The following is a 24,372-nucleotide window of genomic DNA, read 5'->3' on the forward strand; positions in this document are numbered from 1 at the left end:
GCTCTACTCAGTGCGCCGCCGCGGTCTGCGCGGAGCCGATGGATGCGGTGACGTTGGTGACGAGTGATTTGACCGAAGCGGCCGTAGCGTCGAACACCGGCGCCGGATAGACGCCGAAGAAGATGACCAGGACCACCAGCGGGTAGATCACCACCTTCTCGCGCAGCGATAGGTCCAGCATGCCTTTCAGGCTATCCTTGGTCAGCGCCCCGAAGATGACGCGGCGATAGAGCCACAATGCGTACGCAGCCGACAGGATGACGCCGGTGGCTGCAAAGAACGCCACCCAGGTGTTGACCTTGAACGCGCCGAGCATCGTCAGGAACTCGCCGACGAAACCACTGGTGCCCGGCAGGCCGACATTGGCCATGGTGAAAATGAGGAACACCGTGGCGTATTTCGGCATGTTGTTGACGAGGCCGCCATAGGCCGCGATCTCGCGGGTGTGCAGGCGATCGTAGATGACGCCAACGCACAGGAACAGCGCACCCGACACCAGGCCGTGGCTGAGCATCTGGAATATCGCGCCCTGCACGCCTTCCTGGTTTATCGTGAAGATGCCCATGGTGACGAAGCCCATATGGGCGACCGACGAATAGGCGATCAGCTTCTTGATATCCTCCTGCATCAGCGCCACCAGCGAGGTGTAGATGATGGCCACCACCGAAAGCGTGAACACCATCGGGGCGAAGAATTCAGAAGCCAGCGGGAACATCGGTAGCGAGAATCGCAGGAAGCCGTAACCGCCCATCTTCAGGAGGATACCGGCCAGGATGACCGAACCGGCGGTCGGTGCCTCGACGTGAGCGTCCGGCAACCAGGTGTGCACCGGCCACATCGGCATCTTCACCGCGAAAGATGCGAAGAAGGCCAGCCACAGCCACGTCTGCATGTTGGCCGGGAAGTCGTGCGCCAGCAGCGTCGGGATGTCGGTGGTGCCGGCCTGCCAGAACATCGCCATGATGGCCAGCAGCATCAGCACCGAGCCGAGCAGCGTATAGAGGAAGAACTTGAACGAAGCGTAGACGCGCCGCTTGCCGCCCCAGACACCGATGATGATGAACATCGGGATCAGGCCAGCTTCGAAGAAGACGTAGAAAAGCACGATGTCGAGCGCGCAGAAAACGCCGATCATCAGCGTTTCCAGGATCAGGAACGCAATCATGTATTCCTTGACGCGCTTTTCCACCGAGCCCCACGAGGCCAGGATGCAGAGCGGCATCAGGAAGGTCGTCAGGATGACGAACAGCATCGAGATGCCGTCCACGCCCATATGGTAGGAAATGCCGCTGTCCAGCCAGGACGTCTTTTCCACGAACTGGAAGCCGGGATTGGCATTGTCGAAGTCAATCCAGATCGGCAGCGACACCAAAAAGGTGATGATGGTCGTCCACAGCGCGATCGCGCGCACATTGCGGCGTCCTGCATCGCTGTCGTCGCGAATGAACAGGATCAGCAACGCGCCGACGAGCGGCAGGAAGGTGACCGTGGAGAGAATTGGCCAGTCGGTCATCAGAGCATCATCCAGGTGACGAGTGCCGCCACACCGATCAGCATGGCGAAGGCATAGTGATAGAGATAGCCGGTCTGCAGCTTCACGACCCGATTGGTGACGTCGACCACGCGGGCCGAAACGCCATCAGGTCCGATCCCGTCGATGACGGCACCGTCGCCCTTCTTCCATAGGAAGTAACCGAGCCGCTTGGCGGGCCGTACGAACAGGAAGTCGTACAACTCGTCGAAGTACCACTTGTTGAGCAGGAAGGCGTAGAGCCCGCGATGGCGTTGAGCCAGCGTCACCGGGATCTGCGGCGAGGAGATGTAGAACTTCCACGAAACCAGGAAGCCGACCACCATGGCGACGAACGGCGCCAGCTTCACCCACATAGGCACACCATGCATGTCGTGCAGGATGTGGTTGTCCGGCAGCGTGAACAGCGAGCCCTTCCAGAATTCGGCATAGGCTTCGCCAATGAAGTAATCATGGAACAGGAAACCCGCAGCGATCGCGCCGACGGCCAGGATGAACAACGGCACCAGCATCACCGGCGGCGATTCATGCACATGGTGCATCACGTCGTGGCTGGCGCGCGGCTTGCCATGGAAGGTCATGAAGATCAGGCGCCAGGAATAGAACGAGGTGAAGCAGGCGGCGATGACCAGCAGCGTGAAAGCGAAGATCGCAACCGAGTTGTGGCCGACGAAAGCGCTTTCGATGATGGCGTCCTTCGAGAAGAAGCCCGCGGTACCGATGACCGTTGCGGGGATGCCGACGCCGGTCAGCGCCAGCGTGCCGATCACCATCATCCAGTAAGTGGTGGGGATCAGCTTGCGGATACCGCCCATGTTACGCATGTCCTGCTCGTCCGACATCGCATGGATGACCGAACCCGAGCCCAGGAACAGCAGCGCCTTGAAGAAGGCGTGCGTGAACAGGTGGAAGATCGCCGCGCCGTAAGCGCCAACGCCGAGTGCCACGAACATGTAGCCGAGCTGCGAGCAGGTCGAATAAGCGATCACCCGCTTGATGTCGTTCTGGACCAGACCGACGGTGGCCGCGAAGAAGGCGGTGATGGCGCCGATGAAGGTCACCACGGTCAGTGCCGTATGCGACAGCTCGAACAGCGGCGACAGGCGCGCCAGCATGAACACGCCCGCGGTTACCATGGTCGCGGCGTGGATCAGGGCCGAAACCGGCGTCGGACCTTCCATGGCGTCCGGCAACCAGGTGTGCAGCGGCACCTGCGCCGACTTGCCCATGGCACCCATGAACAGGAGCAGGCAGACGACCGTGAGCGCAGCCCCGTTGTCCAGGGCATAGCCGAGGAAGGTCAGCACGGTCTCTCCATGTGCGGTCGCCGTGGCGGCGGCATCATGGCCGGCCGGCGCGAAGGAAGCCGCATTGGCGAAGATCGTCGACAGGTTGACCGAGCCGAACAGCATGTAAACGCCGAAAATGCCGAGGGCGAAGCCGAAGTCGCCGACACGGTTGACGACGAACGCCTTGATGGCGGCGGCGTTGGCCGATGGTTTCTTGTACCAGAAACCGATCAGCAGGTAGGACGCCAGACCGACGCCTTCCCAGCCGAAGAACATCTGGATCAGGTTGTCCGATGTCACCAGCATCAGCATGGCGAAGGTGAACAGCGAGAGGTAGGCGAAGAAACGCGGCCGGTTGGGATCGTGGTGCATATAGCCGATCGAGTAGATGTGCACCAAGGCCGAGACGGTGTTCACCACCACCAGCATGACGGCGGTCAGTGTGTCGATGCGCAGCGCCCATGAGGCATCGACTGCGCCCGACTGAATCCAGCGCAAAACCGGCACTGTGAAGGCTTCACCGGAGCCAAGCGCGACCGTGAAGAAGGCCACCCAGGACAGGGCCGCCGCAATCACCAGGAAACCCGAGGTGATGTATTCTGATGCCTTGGCGCCCAGCGAATTGCCGAACAACCCGACGATCAGGAAGCCGATGAGAGGGAGAAAGACGATTGCCTGATACATGATAACTTCGCTCAACCCTTCATCATGTTCACGTCTTCGACCGCGATCGAACCGCGGTTGCGGAAGAAGACGACCAGGATGGCAAGACCGATCGCCGCTTCAGCCGCCGCCACCGTCAATACGAACAGCGCGAAGACCTGGCCGACGAGATCGCCCAGCGCCGCCGAGAAGGCGACGAAATTGATGTTCACCGCAAGCAGGATCAGTTCCACCGACATCAGGATGACGATGACGTTCTTGCGGTTCAGGAAGATGCCGAACACGCCGAGCGTGAACAGGATCGCCGAAAGCGTGAGGTAATGTGCGATGCCGACGGTCATCTCAGATGCCCTTCCCCGTCTCGACTTTCTTGATTTCGATGGCCGTCGCCGGCGTACGGCCAACCTGCTCGGCAATCGACTGGCGCTTGACGCCCGGCTTGTGCCGCAGCGTCAGCACGATCGCGCCGATCATGGCGACCAACAACACAAGGCCCGCGATCTGGAAGTAATAGAGATAGTCCGTATAGAGGATGTCCCCGAGCGCCGCCGTATTGGTGCGGGTGGCGATGTCAGGCGTCTTCTGAGCCACCGTCGTGGCGAGCTGTGGCGCAAAGGTATAGCCGCCCAGCACGATGATCAGCTCGGCAGCCAGGATCAGCCCGACCAGTGCACCGATCGGCGCATATTGCAGAGCGCCGCTCTTCAGCTCCGCAAAGTCGACATCAAGCATCATCACAACGAACAGGAACAGCACCATGACCGCGCCGACATAGACGACCAGCAGGATCATCGCCAGGAACTCGGCACCGGTAAGCAGGAACAATCCGGCCGCATTGAAGAAGGTCAGGATGAGGAAAAGCACCGAATGCACGGGATTGCGTGACGAGATGACCATGAAGGCCGACGCCACAGCGATAAAGGCGAAGAGGTAGAAGAAAGCCGCCTCTAGTCCGTTCAGCATAGGGGTTCCCCCGGGTTCCAATTGGGCCTGGCTGACGCCCTGCCCCATTCCGTTCGATTTCGCCCCGCCTCCGGTCGCGAAACCGCGTTGTCCTTAGACGAGCCGTTGCGGCGCGTCCACTTTTCAAAACTCAACGATAAGGCGCATCCAAAGCGATGTTGCGCGCCAGCTCGCGTTCCCAACGGTCGCCGTTGGCAAGCAGCTTGTCCTTGTCGTAGTAGAGTTCTTCGCGCGTCTCCGTCGCGAATTCGAAATTCGGACCTTCGACGATGGCGTCCACCGGGCACGCTTCCTGGCAGAAGCCGCAATAGATGCATTTCACCATGTCAATGTCGTAACGCACGGTGCGGCGAGTGCCGTCGTTGCGGCGCGGGCCGGCCTCGATGGTGATAGCCTGCGCCGGACAGATCGCTTCGCACAGCTTGCAGGCAATGCAGCGCTCCTCGCCATTCGGATAACGGCGCAACGCATGTTCGCCGCGGAAGCGCGGGCTGAGCGGCCCCTTCTCGTAGGGATAGTTGATCGTCTCCTTCGGCGCGAAGAACTGCCGCATCGAAAGGAAGAAAGCACCTACGAAGTCCTTCAGCAGCAACGCCTTGGCGGCTTGAGCGAGAGCGCCCATCATGCCCATCCCGTAATCTTGAGGAATGCCGCGGTCGCAACGACCATGAACAGCGAGATCGGCAGGAACACCTTCCAGCCCAGCCGCATCAGCTGGTCATAGCGGTAACGCGGCACAAATGCCTTCACTATGGAGAAGAAGAAGAAGACCAGGCAGACCTTGAGCACGAACCAGATCACACCCGGCACCCAGGTAAAGGGTGCGAAGTCGAACGGCGGCAGCCATCCACCGAGGAACAGGATGGTGCAGAGCGCGCACATCAGCACGATCGCCACATATTCCCCGAGGAAGAACAGCAGGAACGGCGTCGACGAATATTCGACCATGTGACCGGCGACGAGCTCGGATTCGGCTTCGACCAGATCGAAGGGAGGCCTGTTCGTCTCGGCCAGTGCCGAGATGAAGAAGATGATGAACATCGGGAACAGGCTGAGCCAGTGCCAGTCGAGGAACGTGTTGGGCATACCGAGCTTGGTACCCAGGCCGTCCTGCTGCGACAGCACGATGTCGGTGAGGTTCAGCGAACCGACGCAAAGCAGCACGGTGACGATGACGAAGCCGATCGAGACCTCATAGGACACCATCTGCGCTGCGGAGCGCAGCGCGCCAAGGAACGGATATTTCGAGTTCGACGCCCAGCCGCCCATGATCACGCCATAGACCTCCAGCGAAGAGATGGCGAAGACATAGAGGATGCCGACATTGATGTTGGCGATGGCCCAGCCGGCGTTGACCGGGATGACGGCCCAGGCCGAGATCGCCAGCACGGCAGAAACCAGCGGAGCGAGCAGGAACACACCCTTGTTGGCGCCGGATGGAATGACCGGCTCCTTGAAAACGAATTTCAGCAGATCGGCGAAGGATTGCAGCAGGCCGAAGGGACCAACCACGTTCGGGCCGCGCCGCAATTGCACTGCCGCCCAGACCTTGCGGTCGGCATAGAGCAGAAAAGCGATGATGACGAGCAGCGGTACGATCAGCGCGAACGACTTCAGCAGTATGATCAGCGCTGGCAGCACGTAAAAGGAAAAGAAGCTGTCCATGGTTTATTCCGCTGCCTGCCTGAAGCCGTTCTTCGCGAGCGCCGAACATTCGGCCATCACCGCGGAAGCGCGCGCAATCGGGTTCGTCATATAGAAATCCACCACCGCCGAGGTGAAGGCAGCCTTGGTGAGGCGCCCAGCAAGCTTCGCTGCCCTGGCGACGTCACCGGCATCGCCGGCAGCGATCTGGTCGATACGGGCAAGATGCGGGTGCTCGCCATAGAGCTTCTGCCGCAGTTGCGCCAGTGAATCGAAGGGCAGCTTCTTGCCCAGCACATCCGACAGCGCACGCAGGATCGCCCAATCTTCGCGGGCATCGCCAGGCGCGAAGCCGGCACGGTTGGTCTGCTGCACGCGGCCCTCGGTGTTGACATAGGTGCCCGACTTTTCAGTGTAGGCAGCAGCCGGCAGGATGACGTCGGCGCGGTGCGCACCGGCATCGCCATGCGTACCGATATAGACGACGAAGCCGGAAGCCTTGGTCATGTCGAGTTCGTCGGCACCGAGCAGGAACAGCACTTCGCTGTCGCTCAGGATACCGGCAGTGTCCTTGCCGCCCTCACCCGGCACGAAGCCGATGTCGAGGCCGCCGACACGGGCAGCCGCGGTATGCAATACCGCGAAGCCGTTCCAACCGTCCTTCACCGCGCCAACCGCCTGAGCAAGCTTGGCGACAAGGCCGAGCACCGCAGCGCCGTCCGCACGCGACAGCGCGCCCTGGCCAACGATGATGAGCGGATGTTCGGCCTTCGTCAGTGTCTGGAAGAATTTTCCATTCCCGTCCGCGAGATCCTTCAGCGTGTCGGGGCCGGCGCCGAGCGTCTCATAGTCGTAACGGGTGTCGCCCACTTCGCCGATGACGGCGACCGGCAGATCACCGACGCGCCAGCGCTTGCGGATACGGGCGTTGAGCACCGATGCCTCGAAGCGCGGATTGGCGCCGACGATCAGCACGGCATCAACCTGTTCGATGCCTTCGATGGTCGGATTGAAGATATAGCTGGCGCGGCCGAATGATGGATCGAGTGCTGCGCCATCCTGACGGCAGTCGATGCTGGCCGAGCCGAGTGACTGCGTGAGCAGCTTCAGCGCATACATTTCCTCGACGGCAGCGAGATCGCCGGCGATGGCACCGATCTTCTCAGGTGCCGCCTGGGCGACTGCGCCCTTCACGGCTTCGAAGGCTTCGGCCCATGTGGCCGGAGCCAGCTTGCCGTTCTTGCGTACATACGGCCGGTCGAGGCGCTGCGTGCGCAGGCCATCCCAGATGTAGCGGGTCTTGTCGGAGATCCACTCCTCGTTCACCGCCTCATTCACGCGCGGCAGGATGCGCATGACTTCGCGGCCTCTGGAGTCGACGCGGATCGCCGAGCCGACCGCGTCCATGACGTCGATCGATTCCGTCTTGGTCAGTTCCCACGGACGCGCCGTGAAAGCGAAAGGTTTCGAGGTCAGCGCGCCAACCGGGCACAGATCGACCACATTGCCCTGCAGTTCCGACGTCATCGCCTGTTCGAGATAGGTGGTGATCTCGGCGTCTTCGCCACGGCCGATCAGGCCGAGTTCGGAGATACCGGCGACTTCGGTGGTGAAGCGGACGCAACGCGTGCAGTGGATGCAACGGTTCATCACCGTCTTCACCAGCGGACCGATATACTTGTCTTCGACCGCACGCTTGTTCTCGTGGAAGCGCGAGGAATCGACGCCGAAGGCCATCGCCTGGTCCTGCAGGTCGCACTCGCCGCCCTGATCGCAGATCGGGCAATCGAGCGGATGGTTGATGAGCAGGAACTCCATCACGCCTTCGCGCGCCTTCTTGACCATAGGCGAATTGGTCAGCATTTCCGGCGGCTCGCCGTTCGGGCCCGGACGCAGATCGCGCACGCCCATGGCGCAGGAAGCCTGCGGCTTGGGCGGTCCGCCCTTCACTTCGACCAGACACATGCGGCAATTGCCGGCGATCGACAGCCGCTCGTGGAAGCAGAAACGCGGCACTTCCGCGCCCGCCGCTTCCGCCGCCTGCAGCAGCGTGTAGTGGTCGGGTACCTCGATCTCTTTCCCGTCGACCTTGAGCTTTGCCATCAATTGCTCCTGGCGGCCTGAGCCGCTTCGTATACGTTGCGAACGGCGAACACATCGCGCGTGTCGTGGACCTGCATCGCCGTCGCCTTTCCTTCGCTCAGTTGCCCGTATTGGCGGCCAGGGCCGCCGCTTGTTTCAACCAGCCATCACGCTCGACGCGGCCCTTGAAACCGAGATAGTCGTCGACCCAGGCAACCTCCGCCGGTGTCCACGCCGCGATCTGCGCGTAGCTCCAGATGCCAAGATCGTTGAGGACCTTCTCGAGCTTCGGGCCGACGCCGGTGATCACCTTCAGATCGTCTGGATTCGCAGGCTTTTCGAGAGTGGCCGGCTTGCTGAAGTCTTCCGGCATTGGATCAGCCACGACGGCGGTGGCCGGCTTCTCAATCGCGACAGCTTCTGCGACCTGAGCTTCTTCGATCGTCTCGACAGCCGGCTCGCTCACTTTATCCGTGGCGGACTGCATCTCGGCAATGAGTTTCGTCGTGGCAGCGCGCGCTCGTGCCGCCGGAGCCTTGGCGGCCGACGCCCCGTCATGACCGGCGAAGCTCTTCGTGGAACCTGGGAAGTCATCCAGAACCGGCTGCATCAGACGTTGCGACATTTCGGCAGCGCCGGTCAGCGCGCCGACCCAGACGCCGAAGGCGTGGCTGGCCAGCCCGAAGCCAAGCGCGGAAAACGCGGCGGCGCCGGCGACCGGGTGCGCGAACAGGTTGACGGCATTGGTCATCTCCTGCGGCATCATCCTGGTCAGATCCTGGGTCATCTTCTCGAATTCGTTCCTGTCAGGCACTGCGTCGGGTATGGGAAACATCGACATTGGCTCGCTCCTAAGCCGTTTCGTTCCTGATGCCCTGCTTTCAGCCGTTTCCTTGAAATCCGGGTTTACCCCGGCTTTCGCTTCTTGGTTCTACTTACTCTGCCGCCACCAGCACTGGTTCGGCCCGGTGTGCGTTGCGGGTAAACTCGTCGATACGGCGCTCGATCTCGGGACGGAAGTTGCGGATCAGGCCTTGGATCGGCCAAGCCGCCGCGTCGCCCAGCGCGCAGATCGTGTGACCTTCGATCTGCTTCGTGACGTCGAGCAGCATGTCGATCTCGCGCTTCTGCGCTTCGCCCCGTACCAGCCGTTCCATCACGCGCCACATCCAGCCGGTGCCTTCGCGGCACGGCGTGCACTGGCCGCAGCTCTCGTGCTTGAAGAAGTAGGAAAGCCGGGCGATCGCCTTCACGATATCGGTCGACTTGTCCATGATGATGACAGCCGCTGTACCGAAGGACGACTTCAGCTCGCGCATGCCGTCGAAATCCATGGGCGCGTCGAGAATATCCGGTCCCTTGATGACCGGGCACGAGGCGCCGCCTGGAATGACGGCAAGCAGATTGTCCCAGCCGCCGCGTACACCGCCGCCGTGCTTCTCGACGAGTTCACGGAAGGTGATGCCCATCGCCTCTTCCACCGTGCAAGGCGTGTTGACGTGGCCGACCAGCATGAACAGCTTGGTGCCGACATTGTTCGGGCGGCCGATCGATGAGAACCAGGCCGCGCCACGGCGCAAAATAGTCGGAGCGACAGCGATCGACTCGACGTTATTGACCGTGGTCGGACAGCCATAGAGACCGACATTGGCCGGGAATGGCGGCTTCAGGCGCGGCTGGCCCTTCTTGCCTTCGAGGCTTTCCAGCAGCGCGGTTTCTTCGCCGCAGATATACGCGCCGGCGCCGTGATGGACGTAGACGTCGAAATCGTAGCCGTTCTTGTTGCCCTTGCCGATCAGCTTGGCCTCATAGGCCTCGTCAATGGCCCGCTGCAAAGCTTCGCGCTCACGGATGAACTCGCCACGCACATAGATGTAGGCGGCAACGGCCCCCATGGCAAAACCGGCAAGCAGGCAACCCTCAACCAATGTGTGAGGATCGTGGCGCAGGATATCGCGATCCTTGCAGGTCCCCGGCTCGGATTCGTCCGCATTGACGACAAGATAGCTCGGACGGCCGTCGCTCTGCTTGGGCATGAACGACCACTTGAGACCAGTGGGGAAGCCGGCACCGCCGCGACCACGCAGGCCGGAAGCTTTCATCTCGTTGATGATCCAGTCCCGGCCCTTGTCGATGATGGCCTTGGTGCCATCCCACTGCCCGCGCGCCATGGCGCCGGCCAGCGACTGGTCGAAGTGGCCGTAGATATTGGTGAAGATGCGGTCCTTGTCCTGAAGCATTTTTCGTCCCTCAGACCGGCTTCTTGCCGAAAACGCGGATGTATTCCTGGATTCCACCCTTCGCGAGCGCCTTGGCCTGCTTCACCCAGTCCTCGCGCTCGATGCGGCCATGGAAGGAAAGATAGCCGTCAACCCACTCACGCTCGGCTTTCTTCCACGACGCCACCTGGGCATAGGTAAAGATACCGAGTTCATGCAGGGTGGCTTCGATCTTGGGGCCGACGCCGGAGATGAGTTTGAGATCATCGACAGCCGCCGGCTTGGAGATACCCTTCGGCCGGTTCTTGTCGTCGAGCGACGGCTTAGCGGATGCGGCTTCCTTCTTCGCCGGCGCCTTCTTCGGTGCGGCGGGGGTGGTAGCCGGAGCTGGAACCGGTTTGGCTGCGGCCGTTGCCTTCGGCGCCTTGACGCTGACAGCCTTTTCGGCAGCCGGAGCAGCCTTGACCTTGGACGGCGTCTTCACAGCCGGGCTGGTTTCGATGGCGTTGGTTTTCGGCTTCGCGGCATTGGACGGTGGCACGACCGCAACCTTGGCCGGCTCGGCAGCAATGGCAGGCGGCTCTTTGGTGGTTCGCGCGGCGGCCTTGGTCGCCTTGTCGCGCGTAGCCTTCAGGATCGCCTTCTCATCGGCCAACGCAGTGAAGCCGCTCACCGGCGCCGAGAAATGACGACCATTCTGCGGACCGACCGGCACCGAATGCCCCTTGCCGGCTTCGAAATCATCGATGATCTCCGCCAGTCGCTCCGGCGTCAGATCCTCATAGGTATCCTTGAAGATCATGACCATCGGCGCGTTCACGCAGGCGCCGAGGCACTCGACCTCTTCCCACGAAAGCGTACCGGCTTCGTTGGTGTGGAACTGGTCGTGATGGATCTTGGAACGGCAGACATCCATCAGTTCTTCAGAGCCGCGCAGCATGCAGGGCGTGGTGCCGCACACCTGGATATGGGCGCGGGTACCGACCGGCTTCAACTGGTACTGCGTGTAGAAGGTCGCGACTTCCAGCCCGCGGATGTAGGGCATGCCCAGCATCTCGCAGATCGACTCGATCGCAGCCTTGGTGACCCAGCCCTCCTGTTCCTGCGCCAGCATCAGGAGCGGGATGATGGCCGACTGTTCGCGACCCTTCGGATATTTGGCGATCCACTTCTTTGCCGACGCCGCATTCGCCTTGTTGAAGGCAAAGGAAGCTGGCTGGACGCTTGCATCTGCGAGACGACGGACTGACATTTAGCGGTCAACCTCTCCGAACACGATGTCGAGGGAGCCGAGGATGGCGGTGACGTCGGCCAGCATGTGGCCGCGGCACAGGAAATCCATGGCCTGCAGATGCGCGAAACCAGGCGCGCGCAGCTTGCAGCGATAAGGCTTGTTGGTGCCGTCGGAGACCATGTAGACGCCGAACTCGCCCTTCGGCGCTTCGACGGCTGCATAGACCTCGCCGGCCGGCACACGATAACCTTCGGTGTAGAGCTTGAAGTGGTGGATGAGTGCTTCCATCGAACGCTTCATCTCGCCGCGCTTCGGCGGCACCACCTTCCCGTCGATGTTCGAAACCGGGCCGGTGCTCTCCTTGCCGAGCAGAAGATCGACGCACTGGCGCATGATGCGCGCCGACTGGCGCATCTCTTCCATGCGGATGAGGTAGCGATCGTAGCAGTCGCCGTTCTTGCCGATCGGAATGTCGAATTCCAGCTCGGAATAGCATTCATAGGGCTGCGACTTGCGCAGGTCCCAGGCAGCGCCCGAACCACGCACCATCACGCCCGAAAAGCCCCAGGCCCAGGCATCAGCCAGCGAGACGACGCCGATGTCGGCGTTGCGCTGCTTGAAGATGCGGTTGGGAGTAAGCAGTGCGTCGAGATCGTCGATCGACTTCAGGAATGGGTCGATCCACCTGCCGATGTCTTCGATCAACTGCTTCGGCAGATCCTGATGCACGCCGCCCGGCCGGAAATAGGCTGCGTGCATGCGCGAACCGGAAGCGCGCTCGTAGAACACCATCAGCTTTTCGCGCTCGATGAAGCCCCAAAGCGGCGGTGTAAGCGCACCGACGTCCATGGCCTGCGTCGTCACATTGAGGATGTGCGACATGATACGGCCGATCTCGGAATAGAGCACGCGGATCAACTGGCCGCGCTTCGGCACCTCGATGCCGAGCAGCTTCTCGGCTGCGAGCGCAAAGGCATGCTCCTGGTTCATCGGCGCGCAATAGTCGAGCCGATCGAGATAGGGCACAGCCTGCAGATAGGTCTTGTGCTCGATCAGCTTCTCGGTGCCACGGTGCAGCAGGCCGATATGCGGATCGACGCGATCAACCACCTCGCCGTCCAACTCCAGCACGAGACGCAGAACGCCGTGGGCGGCCGGGTGCTGGGGGCCGAAGTTGATATTGAAGTTGCGAACTGAGGTCTCAGCCATGGGAAACGCCTTCGGCATGAAGCGAATAGCGAATAGCGAGTAGCGAATAGCGAAGAAGCGGTGTTTTCATGATGACATCTTTTGTTGCAAGCTCCGGACCATCGCGCGCAGCATCTTACCGATATCCTCTGCCTTATGAAGCAACGAAGACAGCTCGTCGGTCGTCAAGAGGCCGACCTGTTCCGATAAAATGGGTGCGTTTCCAACTCCTTGAGAGACCCTTGCGCAACGCGAAGAAACTGAATGAACGCACCGGTACTTTCTCGACCGTGACCCTCGGCGATATTCGCTGCGATTGAAGCAGCCGACCGCCTGATCTGCGATGTCATCCCATAGACTTCGCTGCTAGGAAAAGCCTTTGTCGTGGAGTAGCAGGCTACCGCCAACTCCATCGCAGCTTTCCAGATGAGCAAATCTCTGTAGGAACTGATAGCCGTTCTACAACCTCCTTCTTCCCTATTCGCTACTCGCTATTTCGCTATTTGCTTTATTGCTTCGCCTTTTCATCGCCCGGCAGCACATAGTCCGTGCCTTCCCATGGCGAGAGGAAATCAAAACTGCGGAATTCCTGCTTCAATTCCACCGGCTCGTAGATCACGCGTTTGGCCTCGTCGTCGTAGCGCACCTCGACGAAACCGGTGAGCGGGAAGTCCTTGCGCAGCGGATGCCCATCGAAACCGTAGTCGGTCAGGATACGGCGCAGGTCCGGATGGTCGGAGAACAGCACACCATAAAGATCGTATGTCTCGCGCTCGAACCAGTCGGCACCAGGCCAGACGGCGGTGACGGACGGAACCACCGTTTCCTCATCGGCATGAGTCTTGAGCCGGATACGCAGGTTCTGCTTCGGCGACAGCAGGTGGTAGACCACATCGAAGCGCAACGCCCGCGAGGGATAGTCGGCACCGGAGACGTCGATGATCGAAACGAACTGGCACTTGGCGTCATCGCGCAGGAAGGTTGCCGCCTTCACGACGTCTGCGGCGTTGACCAGGATAGTCAGCTCGCCATAGGCGAGGACGCTGTCGACCACCGTGGCGCCGAGCTTGTCCTTGATATGGGCTGCAAGGTCGTTGAGAGCTTCACTCATGATCGCTCACCGTTCGATCGTGCCGGTACGGCGTATCTTCTTCTGCAGAAGAAGCAGTCCGTAGAGCAGTGCTTCAGCAGTCGGCGGGCAACCCGGCACATAAATGTCTACCGGCACGACGCGATCGCAACCGCGGACCACCGAATAGGAATAGTGGTAGTAGCCGCCGCCATTGGCGCAGGAGCCCATCGAGATGACGTAGCGCGGCTCGGGCATCTGGTCGTAGACCTTCCGCAACGCAGGCGCCATCTTGTTGGTCAGCGTACCGGCGACGATCATCACGTCCGACTGGCGCGGTGACGCGCGCGGCGCGATGCCGAAGCGCTCGCTGTCGTAGCGTGGCATGGCGCTGTGGATCATCTCGACTGCGCAGCAGGCCAACCCGAACGTCATATACATCAGCGAGCCGGTGCGCGCCCAGGTGATCAACGCCTCGCTCGAGGTGACAAGGAAGCCCTTGTCGGCAAGCTCGTTGTTGATGTCCATGAAGAAGGAATCGTCCGAACCGACCGGCTTGCCGGTCTTCGGATCGAGAATGCCTTTCGGCTTTGGCGCGACGAGCGTGCCGGAATTGTCGTTCAATCCCATTCCAGCGCTCCTTTTTTCCATTCATAGGCGAAGCCGATGGTCAGCACGGCGAGGAACACCATCATCGACCAGAAGCCGAGCATGCCGATCTCGCTGAACGAAACCGCCCACGGGAACAGGAAGGCCACTTCCAGATCGAAGATGATGAAGAGGATCGACACCAGATAGAAGCGGATGTCGAATTTCATGCGGGCATCGTCGAAGGAGTTGAAACCGCACTCATAGGCCGACAGCTTTTCCGGATCCGGATTGCGGTAGGCGACCAGGAACGGCGCCACGATAAGGGCAAGGCCGACGACGAGCGCCACACCGATGAAGAGAACGATGGGCAGATACGAACTGAGGAGTGCGTTCATGCTGCGACTTTCCGTTGGTGGCTGATCCACCTGATACAGCACAAGACCCTAGGGCGGAAGCATGTGGGTTCAACCGCCGGACCTGTTTACGGGCCCATGCTGCAATGCGGCGACGGTTAGCGCAGCGCATTCGGCGAAGCAAGTCAAACCTTGTCCAAAATGCGACTGCGGACGCCTCTTCCAGCAAAACTGGTCCGATCAGCTCCTATTTGATTTCCTTCATTTTTTACTCCACTTTTCTCTCCTGACAGGATTGGCCGCCAAACCCTGCTAGCATGTGCGGAATCGCCGGCTGCGCCGGCTTGCTCCAACAGTCAAAATGTCGTCAGGATGAAAGACAGGATCTCGCTGAAAACTGCCCGCCGCATTGCACTTGCAGCGCAGGGCTTCGCCGACCCGCGACCAGTTGGCACACCCGACCGTCGTCACCTCAGCCGTGTTCTTTCACGCACCGGACTTTTGCAGATTGATTCCGTCAGTGCGGTGGTACGCGCACATTATATGCCGCTCTATTCGCGTCTCGGCTCCTACCCGATGTCCCTGCTCGACGACGCCATGGCGCCAGGCCGCAAGCGGCTGCTGTTCGAATACTGGGCGCATGAGGCCTCGCTGCTTCCGCTCGATACGTATCCCCTGATGCGCTGGCGCATGGAACGCGCCGGCCGTGGTGAGGAAATGTATCTCGGCCTCGCCAAATGGGGCTGCCAGAACACGTCCCTGATCGAGGAGATCTACCGCGAGGTCGAAGCACGCGGGCCTATCGCTGCTTCCGAAATCGAGGGCCACAAGGGCAATGGCGGCTGGTGGGGATGGAGTGCTGCCAAGCACGCTTTCGAATGGTTGTTCTGGGCCGGTCGTATCACCACCCATTCGCGCCGCGGCTTCGAGCGCCTCTACGATCTGCCGGAACGTGTACTGCCGCAAGCTGTCCGCGACATGCCGGTCCCCTCGCCCGAGGATGCGCATCGGGAACTCTTGCGCATGTCGGCGCGCGCGCATGGGGTGGCTACCTATTCCTGTCTGCGCGACTATTTCCGGCTCGCGCCACACGACACCAAGGGGCGGCTCGAGGAATTGGTCGAAGACGGAGAGCTCATCCCCGTCCGCATCGAAGGTTGGGACAAGCCGGCCTATCTGCACAAGGACGCCCGCCAGCCACGCAAGGTCGAAGCCCGCGCCCTGCTCGCTCCTTTCGACCCGCTGGTCTTCGAGCGCAGCCGCGCCGAGAACCTGTTCGATTTCCGTTATCGCATCGAGATCTACACGCCAGCCGAGAAAAGGCAGTACGGCTATTATGTTCTGCCGTTCCTCTATGACGAGAAAATCGTGGCGCGCGTCGACCTGAAGGCCGATCGACCAGCCGACGTACTGCGCGTGCATGCCGCTTATGCCGAGCCGAGCGCGCCGCCGGAAACTGCGGCCGAATTGTTCGAGGAACTGAAATTGATGAAGGGCTGGCTCGGACTCGAGCGTATCGAGATCACACCGGCGGGCGATCTCGGCCCTGCGCTGGCTGACGTGGCCGTTGCAGCCAAAGCCGCTTGAGCAAAAAGAGGCGCCGATGGCGCCTCCCTCGCCCAGGCTCCGCCGCTTACTGGAACATGCCCTTGGGTGTTTCGCCCTTCAGGAAAGGCTCCATGAAGGCGGAGAGCAGCGCCGGCTGGGTGATGACCGCCGTGTGTGAAGTGGCCGGCATGATGGCAAGGCGCGAAGCGGCGAGCGGCTTGCCCATGTCGCCCATCGCGCCGCCGCCAAGCAGTCGGAACAGCGCTACGGAATGTTCAAGCGTCGCCACGTCTGCGTCGCCGCTGATAATCAGCATAGGTGTCTTCAATGCCTTCACATCGGCCTCCCAGGCCATCGGCTCCTTCTCGAGCTGGATCAGCTTGGCCACGAGTGCCGGAAAACCGTCGGGATTGGCGGCGAGCTTCTTGTATTCCGCGGCAAAGGGCATGTTGACGAACATCTCGACATTCATCTGCGGGATGAAGGCGGTGAATTCGGGCTGCCATCCCTTGGCGTCATAGGCCACGGAAGCAGCAACCAGCTTGTTGACCTTTTCCGGATGCCGGATAGCAAGTTGCAGGCCGGCGGCAGCACCCATCGAATAGCCGAACACATCTGCCTTCTTCAGGCCTACCTTGTCCATGAAACCGGCGACATCGTCGGCGAGGTTGGGATAGGTGATCGGCCGGTCGACATCGGTTGTGCGGCCATGGCCTTGGAACTCCAAAGCATAGACCTTGTGGGTCTTGGCCAGCGTCGGGATGATCTCGCCCATCGAAGGAATATTCATATAGGCGCCATGCAGAACGACCAGCGGCTCGCCTTCGCCCGACACCTCGTAATACATCTTCATGCCGTTGACCTCGACGCGGTCGCCCGCGGATTCGGATCCAGCAAACGCCGGGCTGGCGAGAAACACGGTAGCGGCAACTAACAATGCGCGGAACATCAGGTTCTCCGTTGGTTGGTTCAGGCGTTTCGGTAACGCTGACCATAAGACGAAGCAACTTTTCGCATTCCGACATGGCCAGGCAAAATTTTCTTCTGGCGGCTTGCGGCCAATGTGAGCCAGTGGCACCCCACTCGCCATCCTGGCCGAAAGACCGTTTGATGCCTCATGAGCCCGCCGCACAGTTCCGAACCGCGACCATCGCCGACGTGGCGTTGGTTCGCGACATCGTGCACGCTGCCTACTCGAAATGGGTTCCGGTGATCGGGCGCGAACCGAGCCCGATGAAGGCAGATTATGATCAGGCCCTGCGAAAACATCAGTTCACGCTGCTTTCTCTGGGTGCTGAGGTCGTCGGCTTGATCGAGACATCACTGGAACAAGACCATCTCTGGATCGAAAATGTCTGCGTGTTGCCGGCTCAACAAGGCAAGGGGGTGGGCAAAACACTGCTGCATCATGCCGAGCAGATGGCACAGCGCGCCGGCCGCTATGAAACACGCCTGCTGACCAATGCCGCGTTTGAAGCCAACATCGCGCTCTATGAACGCCTGGGCTATGTCATCACCGAACGCGAACCGTATATGGGAGGCGTTACTGTCTATATGTGCAAACGCCTTACGCTCGCCCTCTGACCGATCCACCAGGCGTATATGAAACGCGTATTGATAACCGGCATGTCCGGAACCGGAAAATCGGCCACGATCCGCGAACTGGCAGCGCGCGGTTGCACGGCTTACGATCTCGATACCCCGGAATGGTCGCACTGGGTCGATGCAGCCCCCGCTGACACGCTGACACCTGGTGACGGAAAGGACTGGGTATGGCAGGTGGACAAGGTCCGAATGCTGCTTTCCGAGCCGCGTGAAAGCATGCTCTTCATCAGTGGCTGTGCCGAAAATATGGAAGAACTTTTTCCGCTGATCGACACCGTCGTGCTGCTCTCGGTGCCGATCGATAAGATCATGCAACGGGTAACGACACGGACATCGGGAGGCTACGGTCGGGTCGAGGAAGAGCGCCGCAAGATCGCCGAACTGACCGAGTTGATCGAGCCGCTGCTTCGACAGTCCGCTGACTATGAGATCGATTCGAGCGGTCCGGTCGAAGCAACGGTCGACCGGATCCTCCTGTTGGCCTCGTGACCGCGCATAAGCCTAGCCGGATCGTCACGCCGCCTACTGCAGGACTCGACGAGGGAATAAACGGCTCAGTTTACATCAGCGCCACTCGACCTGGGTTTGCGGCAGCAAGCTCCTTCAAATACCCGTGCAACGAGCGCGGCTCGCGCCCGAGAATAGCGCGCAGGGTCAGGCTGTTGCCGGCCGAACCAAAGGTCGAATAGGATTCGAACACACGCGCCAGCTGCTGCAACGCTTCGCCCTCAAAGGGCGGCTTGGCGACGGCCACCCACTCCTCGAAACCAAGTTCCACTGGCGCGATCGGCCGCCCGAGCACGGCACTCATCACGGCCGCGATCTCGATGCGGTTGTGCATGCCGTCGGCGGCAAGCTCGAAGGAGCCATACGCGAGCCGGTCGCCCGTCAAAGCCTCGGCGGCAACTTCGGCGACATCGCGATAATCGACACGTGCCAACCTGACGGTGTTCGAAAAGGGCTCGGCGAACATGCCGCTCTGGACAACAGCCGGCCAGGCTGGCGCGATGTTCTGGAACAGGGTTGCGGGATAAAGGATGGTGTAGTCGAGTCCAGAGCGCAGCAGCGCCTCCTCCACCGGCAGTTTGCTGGCGTGATTGGCAAGTCCATTGGCGGGGTGGATGACCGACGAAAACACGAACTTGCCAATCCTCGCCCGTTTCGCTGCATCCACCATGGCGACGCCGAGTGCGGATTCGTCCGCCACGAAAGGCGGGCCGACATGGTACACCCCGTGAACGCCCTTGAGCGCATCGTCGAGGCTTGCGGCATCGCGCAAGTCGCCGCTGGCGATTTCCGATGCGCCGTTTGCCCGCGCCGCTTGCGCAGCGGTCTCGTTGCGCACCAGTGCCCGCACAGTGATGCGACGCCGGGCAAGCTCGGTCGCGACATACCCACCGCTGCGTCCGGAGGCGCCGACCACGAGCACAGTTTTTCCGTTCGGATTTGGCATCGTTTTTCCTTCCATGTTCGAACCAGATGCCCGAGAAATCGGTCTCTCGTATCTTGATTGGTAGACGGTCCGTCCGTGATACCGTCTCTCGAAAACCGGAGAACCACGATGGATCGGTTTGGTGATGTCGAAGCGTTCCTGGCAATCGTCGAACGCGGAAATCTCTCAGCCGCAGCCCGGCATCTTGGCCGTTCCCTCCAGGCGGTCAGCCGGTCGCTGGCGGCTCTTGAAAAGAGCGTCGGTGTCGAACTCGTGCGCCGCACGACGCATAAGGCGCAGCCAACCGACGCGGGGTATGATTTCTACCGCCGTGTGAAACCGGCGCTGCTGGAAATTGCCGAGGCCAAAGCCGAAGCGGGCAATCGCAGGGCAGAGCCTGCCGGTCTGCTCAAGATCGGCGGACCGGAGCTGTTGGGACCAAGATATCTGATCCCCATCGTTGCACGTTTCATGGAGACGCATCCCAAAGTGGAGGTCGAGTTCAGCCTGTCGAATCGCTTTGTCGATCTCGTCCAGGAAGGTCTCGACCTCGCGATTCGCATCGGTGAACTGCCGGATTCGGATTTGAAGGCGCGCCGGGTCGGCGCCATGCGTCGGGTCGTCTTCGGGGCTCCATCCTATTTCGTCAGACATGGAAGGCCCCATCACCCCCGGGAACTGACCGAACATCAATGCATCTTCCGCAATACCGATCGCGACGCCGGCGCCTGGCAGTTCCAGGACGGTGGCAAGCCTTTGACGGTCAAGGTGGGCGGACGATTGCATCTCGATAATGCCGCAGCCAGCCATGCGGCGGTCGCCGTCGGTCTCGGCATCGGCCGCGTGCCGCTCTGGCAAATCCAGGATCTCGTCGACAGCGGCAGGGTCGAGGTGATCCTCGAGGCTTTTGAACAGCCGGCAATACCGGTCCACATCATCTGGCCGGCAGCCCGGCTACCACTCGCCAAGACCCGGCTTTTCATCGATTTCCTGGCAGCCAACCTGCACATGGAACAACGCAATCGGGACTGCATAGCAATTTGATGCCGAAATCCACATCCCGGCCACGCACCAACACGCATGCGACGTTATCCGCCGTAACCGCGCGTTGACAGCGAGACCAGCCCAAGCCTAAATCCGGCAAAGACGGTCTCCTCCCTTCACCGGGAGGAGCGAAGAGGGAATGCGGTGCAAGGCGACAGCCTTAATTCCGCGGCTGTCCCCGCAACTGTGAGCGGCGAGCCAAGGCCGATAGCCACTGGGTTTCCCGGGAAGGCGGCACCAAGGCACCGACCCGCGAGCCAGGAGACCTGCCGTCCGACGAGAATCCCAACGCCTGGCGGGTGTCCCGGGCAAGGAGCCTGATTTGGATCGCAACGGCAGTTTTTCGGCTGAGACGAGAGATGCGGCAACGGACGCGCAGAGCGCACCGGTCACGATCATCGTGTGTTCATCCTGCCGGGACGAGAACGGCTCGGACGCTCACCCTCGCGCCGGCACGCTCTTGGCGGAAGCCACCCGCGCCGCTGCCCGACACAGCCAAATCACTGAAATCCGCACTGTTGAGTGCCTAGGCAACTGCAAGCGCCGGCTTTCGGCAGCGCTGCTGCGCGACGGCTGCTGGAGTTATGTCTTCGGTGATCTGACCACCGACTCGGGTTCCGACCTCGTCACCGGAGCGGAACTCTTCGCAACATCGCAGGACGGCCTCATCCCATGGCGCGGGCGTCCCGATTCCCTCAAGCGCGGACTTGTCGCGCGCATCCCTCCCCTCGCGATCCTGAAGGACCAGACATGACCGCTTCCGTTTCCCGTGTGCCTTGCACCGTCGTCACCGGATTTCTCGGTGCCGGCAAGACGACGCTGATCCGCAACATCCTCGAAAATGCGAAGGGCAAGCGGCTGGCGCTCATCGTCAACGAATTCGGCGATGTCGGTGTCGACGGCGAGATCCTCAAAGGCTGCGGCGTCGATACCTGCCCGGAGGAGAACATCGTCGAACTCGCCAATGGCTGCATCTGCTGCACGGTCGCCGACGACTTCGTCCCAGCCCTCGACCAGATCCTCGCGCGCACGCCAAAGGTCGACCACATCCTGATCGAAACCTCCGGCCTCGCTTTGCCGAAACCGCTCGTGCAGGCCTTCCAATGGCCGACGGTGAAGAATCGCGTCACCGTCGACGGCGTCGTCGCCGTGGTTGATGGCCCGGCCCTTGCCGAAGGTCGTGTCGCCTGGGATATGGACGCGCTCGCTGCTCAGCGCGCGGCAGACGACTCGCTCGACCATGACGACCCGGTCGAGGAGGTGTTCGAGGATCAGGTCGCCTGTGCCGACCTGATCATCCTCTCCAAGAACGACCTCCTGGACGAAGCCGGCGCAGCGCGTGCCAATGCGGTGCTCAGCGAGCATGTTGCGCGCGCCGTCAAGGTGGTGCCCACCGCTCAGGGCAAGGTCGATCCGTCGGTGCTGCTCGGGCTCGGTCTCGCCGTCGAGGACGACATTGAAAACCGCAAGAGCCATCACGATGGGATGGGCGACCATGAGCATGACGACTTCGACACTTTCGTCGTCGACATCCCTTCCGTCGCCAATCCGGAAGATCTGGCCCGCCGTGTCGCGGAAGCTGCGGACAAGGAAAACGTGCTGCGCGTGAAGGGTTTCGTCGAGGTGGATGCCAAGCCGATGCGGCTTCTGCTGCAGGCGGTTGGACCCCGCGTGAACCACTATTATGATCGTGCCTGGGCAGCTGAAGACGACCGCCGCTCGCGGCTGGTGGTGATCGGGCTGAAGGGCCTCGACCGTCCAGCCATCGAGAAAATCCTGGTGGGATAAACCTTGCATATCCTGACCACCACCTCCGCCTCGCTCGACGATATCGCCGAGCCGGTCGACCTGCGCCAGCAGCCGGCGGAGATGGTGGCGTTGTCTTTCACCGACAGCGATCTGGCCGGGCTGGCGACCGCCTGGCAGGCGGACGCCTGCAACCTGCCCTCGATGCGGCTGGCGGCGTTGCGTGACCTGCGCCATCCAATGTCCGTCGATCTTTGGATCGACAGCGTCGCGCAGCACGCCAAGGTGATCCTGGTGCGTATCCTGGGCGGCTACGACTGGTGGCGATACGGCTGCGACCAGCTTGCGGCGACAGCCCGCGCCAGGGGCATCAAATTGGCGCTGCTGCCCGGCGAATCCCACGACGAAGATCCACGCCTCATCGAAGCGTCCACCCTGCCGAGCGGCGAACTTGATGCTTTGCTGGCCTACTTCCGTCAGGGTGGACCTGCCAATATGACGGCGCTCGTAGGACGCTTGGCCGGACTTTGCGGCCGGATCGTCCCTGCGGCGCAGCCGGTTGAAGTGCCCAAGGCAGGCTTTTATCGACCCGGCGTGGGTGTGGTAGAGGATCTGGCTTCCCTGCTCACACAGAACAGCACGCCCATTGTCCCGATCCTGTTCTATCGCTCCATGCTGCTCGCGGCTGATGCAGCTCCGATTGATGCCTTGGTCGACACGCTGGAAGCGCGCAACATCACGGCAGTGCCGATCTTTGTGCCCAGCCTAAAGGACAAAAGCGCTCTCGATTTCGTTGAAAACGCATTCGCGATGCTAAAACCGGCGGCCATATTAACTGCCACAGCATTCGCCTCCGGCGCAGAACCCGGTGCCGAGACGTTGTTCGACCGCGCTGGCGTTCCGGTATTCCAGGTCATCGTAGCCACCACACGCCGAGACGCATGGGAAAACAACCTGCGCGGCCTCGCGCCAGCCGATCTTGCCATGCATGTCGTGCTGCCGGAGCTGGATGGCCGCATCCTGGCCGGCGCGATTTCCTTCAAGGCCGAACTGGAAGCGGATACGGCACTCGCTTTCCGCGCCTTCGCCAACCGGTCGGAACCCGATCGCGTCGAGCGTGTCGCCGACCGCATCGCTGCATATATCCGGCTTCAGCAGGCAGTTCCCGCCGAGCGACGCCTCGTCTTCCTCATTCCCGACTACCCGAGTGCGCCGGGCCGCACCGGTTACGCCGTCGGTCTCGACGTGCCCTCCTCGGTCCTCGCCATGCTGCGCGACCTTAGGGACGCCGGTTACACGGTTGAGAAGATTCCTGAATCCCCGCGCGTGCTGCTCGATCTCCTGGAGCAGAGCGGCGAGCATCTTGCGGCAGATGACTATGCCTCACTTTTCGAATACTTGCCTGTCGACGCCCGCCAGAGAGTGCTCGATGCATGGGGCGAAGCCGCATCACGCCCGTTTCCCTTCCGCGCCGCGACGTTTGGCAATATCACCGTCGCTCTCGCGCCGGACCGCGGCCGTTCGGCCGACCGCCGTGCCGACTATCACGATCCGACACTGCCTCCGCGCCACGAATTGGTCGCCTTTGGTCTGTGGCTGCAAAAAACGCTCGGCGTGCATGCAATCCTCCATGTCGGCGCGCATGGCACGCTGGAGTGGTTGCCCGGCAAAACGGTAGCCCTCGGCCAGAACTGTTTTCCCGAAATCGTCACCGGCGGACTGCCGGTGATCTATCCTTTTATCGTCTCCAATCCCGGTGAAGCGGCGCAGGCCAAGCGTCGCATCGCGGCGGTCACGCTCGGTCATCTGCCGCCCCCATTGACCGGCGCCGGTTTGGACGATCACCAGCAGGAGCTTGAGCGGCTGGTGGATGAATATGCCCAGGCCGACGGGCTCGACCGTCGCCGGCGCGACCGGCTGGCGAAACTGATCGTCGAAACCGCTGCTAAAACCGGCCTTGCCTCGGAGGCCGGTGTCGCCAGAACCGACGCACCCGACGAAGCGTTGCGCCGCATCGACGCATGGCTGTGCGATCTCAAGGATTTCGCGGTCAAGGACGGCTTGCACGTCTATGGCCGTGTCCCGGATGGCGAAGCCGATCCGCTGCGGCTGCAGAGCGCGGCCAATGAAAAAGCGGCGCTGCTTGCAGCTCTCGAAGGCCGCCACATAAC

General features: G+C 61.4%; 23 protein-coding genes, 1 pseudogene and 1 riboswitch. Of the genes and pseudogenes, 7 read left to right on the plus strand and 17 right to left on the minus strand.

Translation table 11 applies throughout. From position 1 onward, the window contains the following. Nucleotides 1–7: 7 nt before the first annotated feature. The 15 genes and pseudogenes from L4923_RS16805 to L4923_RS16875 all read right to left on the minus strand — a co-directional run bounded on the left by L4923_RS16805 (nucleotide 8) and on the right by L4923_RS16875 (nucleotide 14,868). Complete coding sequence (locus tag L4923_RS16805) at nucleotides 8–1,513, minus strand: NADH-quinone oxidoreductase subunit M (protein ID WP_239367109.1); 1,506 nt, start codon at nucleotides 1,511–1,513, stop codon at nucleotides 8–10. Then, on the minus strand, nucleotides 1,513–3,504 hold the full coding sequence (gene nuoL, locus L4923_RS16810) for an NADH-quinone oxidoreductase subunit L (RefSeq protein ID WP_239367144.1): 1,992 nt from the start codon (nucleotides 3,502–3,504) through the stop codon (nucleotides 1,513–1,515). Before nuoL ends, L4923_RS16805 begins: the two co-directional genes overlap by 1 nt. An 11-nt stretch (nucleotides 3,505–3,515) precedes the next feature. After that, nucleotides 3,516–3,824 (minus strand): NADH-quinone oxidoreductase subunit NuoK, encoded by a 309-nt coding sequence (gene nuoK, locus L4923_RS16815; protein WP_054308100.1) that lies wholly within the window; start codon nucleotides 3,822–3,824, stop codon nucleotides 3,516–3,518. A gap of 1 nt (nucleotide 3,825) precedes the next feature. Next, nucleotides 3,826–4,446 (minus strand): NADH-quinone oxidoreductase subunit J, encoded by a 621-nt coding sequence (locus tag L4923_RS16820; RefSeq protein ID WP_239367111.1) that lies wholly within the window; start codon nucleotides 4,444–4,446, stop codon nucleotides 3,826–3,828. Nucleotides 4,447–4,576: 130 nt separating this feature from the next. Then, the gene (nuoI, locus tag L4923_RS16825) at nucleotides 4,577–5,068 is read right to left on the minus strand and encodes an NADH-quinone oxidoreductase subunit NuoI (RefSeq protein ID WP_239367112.1); all 492 of its coding nucleotides are present in this window, start codon (nucleotides 5,066–5,068) and stop codon (nucleotides 4,577–4,579) included. Then, nucleotides 5,068–6,111: an NADH-quinone oxidoreductase subunit NuoH gene (nuoH, locus tag L4923_RS16830; RefSeq protein WP_239367113.1), complete on the minus strand. Its 1,044-nt coding sequence runs from the start codon at nucleotides 6,109–6,111 to the stop codon at nucleotides 5,068–5,070. Before nuoH ends, nuoI begins: the two co-directional genes overlap by 1 nt. A gap of 3 nt (nucleotides 6,112–6,114) precedes the next feature. Beyond that, nucleotides 6,115–8,193, minus strand: coding sequence for an NADH-quinone oxidoreductase subunit NuoG (nuoG, locus tag L4923_RS16835; protein ID WP_239367114.1), 2,079 nt, complete (start codon nucleotides 8,191–8,193; stop codon nucleotides 6,115–6,117). 97 nt (nucleotides 8,194–8,290) lie between these two features. Beyond that, on the minus strand, nucleotides 8,291–9,013 hold the full coding sequence (locus L4923_RS16840; protein WP_239367115.1) for an NADH-quinone oxidoreductase subunit E: 723 nt from the start codon (nucleotides 9,011–9,013) through the stop codon (nucleotides 8,291–8,293). A 94-nt stretch (nucleotides 9,014–9,107) separates the two neighbouring features. Beyond that, nucleotides 9,108–10,412 (minus strand): NADH-quinone oxidoreductase subunit NuoF, encoded by a 1,305-nt coding sequence (nuoF, locus tag L4923_RS16845; protein WP_239367116.1) that lies wholly within the window; start codon nucleotides 10,410–10,412, stop codon nucleotides 9,108–9,110. Between the two features lie 10 nt (nucleotides 10,413–10,422). After that, entirely contained in the window at nucleotides 10,423–11,643 is a 1,221-nt protein-coding gene (locus L4923_RS16850) for an NADH-quinone oxidoreductase subunit E (RefSeq protein ID WP_239367118.1), read from the minus strand. After that, nucleotides 11,644–12,834, minus strand: coding sequence for an NADH-quinone oxidoreductase subunit D (locus tag L4923_RS16855; protein WP_239367119.1), 1,191 nt, complete (start codon nucleotides 12,832–12,834; stop codon nucleotides 11,644–11,646). Between the two features lie 66 nt (nucleotides 12,835–12,900). Further along, nucleotides 12,901–13,226, minus strand: a pseudogene (locus L4923_RS16860) (four helix bundle protein). Between the two features lie 95 nt (nucleotides 13,227–13,321). Then, a complete protein-coding gene (locus tag L4923_RS16865; protein WP_239367121.1) occupies nucleotides 13,322–13,924 on the minus strand; it encodes an NADH-quinone oxidoreductase subunit C in 603 nt (200 codons plus the stop codon). A 6-nt stretch (nucleotides 13,925–13,930) separates the two neighbouring features. Further along, nucleotides 13,931–14,512 (minus strand): NuoB/complex I 20 kDa subunit family protein, encoded by a 582-nt coding sequence (locus L4923_RS16870; protein WP_239367123.1) that lies wholly within the window; start codon nucleotides 14,510–14,512, stop codon nucleotides 13,931–13,933. Beyond that, a complete protein-coding gene (locus tag L4923_RS16875; RefSeq protein ID WP_239367125.1) occupies nucleotides 14,503–14,868 on the minus strand; it encodes an NADH-quinone oxidoreductase subunit A in 366 nt (121 codons plus the stop codon). Before L4923_RS16875 ends, L4923_RS16870 begins: the two co-directional genes overlap by 10 nt. A gap of 330 nt (nucleotides 14,869–15,198) precedes the next feature. On the opposite strand from L4923_RS16875, the gene L4923_RS16880 reads away from it, so the two are divergent. Further along, the gene (locus tag L4923_RS16880; RefSeq protein WP_239367127.1) at nucleotides 15,199–16,413 is read left to right on the plus strand and encodes a winged helix-turn-helix domain-containing protein; all 1,215 of its coding nucleotides are present in this window, start codon (nucleotides 15,199–15,201) and stop codon (nucleotides 16,411–16,413) included. Between the two features lie 46 nt (nucleotides 16,414–16,459). Here the strand turns inward: L4923_RS16880 and L4923_RS16885 are convergent, their stop codons facing one another. Then, on the minus strand, nucleotides 16,460–17,323 hold the full coding sequence (locus L4923_RS16885; protein WP_239367129.1) for an alpha/beta fold hydrolase: 864 nt from the start codon (nucleotides 17,321–17,323) through the stop codon (nucleotides 16,460–16,462). Between the two features lie 209 nt (nucleotides 17,324–17,532). Between L4923_RS16885 and L4923_RS16890 the strand changes: the two genes are divergently transcribed. Together L4923_RS16890 and L4923_RS16895 are read left to right on the plus strand one after the other, a co-directional pair. Next, nucleotides 17,533–17,958 (plus strand): GNAT family N-acetyltransferase, encoded by a 426-nt coding sequence (locus L4923_RS16890; protein WP_239367146.1) that lies wholly within the window; start codon nucleotides 17,533–17,535, stop codon nucleotides 17,956–17,958. Between the two features lie 42 nt (nucleotides 17,959–18,000). Next, nucleotides 18,001–18,468, plus strand: a complete 468-nt coding sequence (locus L4923_RS16895; RefSeq protein WP_239367130.1) for a shikimate kinase — start codon at nucleotides 18,001–18,003, stop codon at nucleotides 18,466–18,468. Between the two features lie 70 nt (nucleotides 18,469–18,538). Here the strand turns inward: L4923_RS16895 and L4923_RS16900 are convergent, their stop codons facing one another. After that, entirely contained in the window at nucleotides 18,539–19,432 is an 894-nt protein-coding gene (locus tag L4923_RS16900; RefSeq protein ID WP_239367131.1) for an NmrA family NAD(P)-binding protein, read from the minus strand. Between the two features lie 108 nt (nucleotides 19,433–19,540). On the opposite strand from L4923_RS16900, the gene L4923_RS16905 reads away from it, so the two are divergent. The 4 genes from L4923_RS16905 to L4923_RS16920 all read left to right on the plus strand — a co-directional run. Then, entirely contained in the window at nucleotides 19,541–20,455 is a 915-nt protein-coding gene (locus L4923_RS16905; RefSeq protein ID WP_239367132.1) for a LysR family transcriptional regulator, read from the plus strand. 86 nt (nucleotides 20,456–20,541) lie between these two features. Next, a riboswitch (cobalamin riboswitch) is annotated at nucleotides 20,542–20,743 on the plus strand. A gap of 34 nt (nucleotides 20,744–20,777) precedes the next feature. Beyond that, nucleotides 20,778–21,209: a DUF1636 family protein gene (locus L4923_RS16910; protein WP_239367133.1), complete on the plus strand. Its 432-nt coding sequence runs from the start codon at nucleotides 20,778–20,780 to the stop codon at nucleotides 21,207–21,209. Further along, nucleotides 21,206–22,243 (plus strand): cobalamin biosynthesis protein CobW, encoded by a 1,038-nt coding sequence (cobW, locus tag L4923_RS16915; protein ID WP_239367135.1) that lies wholly within the window; start codon nucleotides 21,206–21,208, stop codon nucleotides 22,241–22,243. Before L4923_RS16910 ends, cobW begins: the two co-directional genes overlap by 4 nt. 3 nt (nucleotides 22,244–22,246) lie before the next feature. After that, nucleotides 22,247–24,372, plus strand: a 2,126-nt coding sequence (locus tag L4923_RS16920; protein ID WP_239367136.1) for a cobaltochelatase subunit CobN, incomplete at its 3' end; no start/stop codon positions are given.

It is taken from the genome of Terribium retamae, from assembly GCF_022347545.1.
GTDB classification, from domain to species: domain Bacteria; phylum Pseudomonadota; class Alphaproteobacteria; order Rhizobiales; family Rhizobiaceae; genus Mesorhizobium; species Mesorhizobium retamae.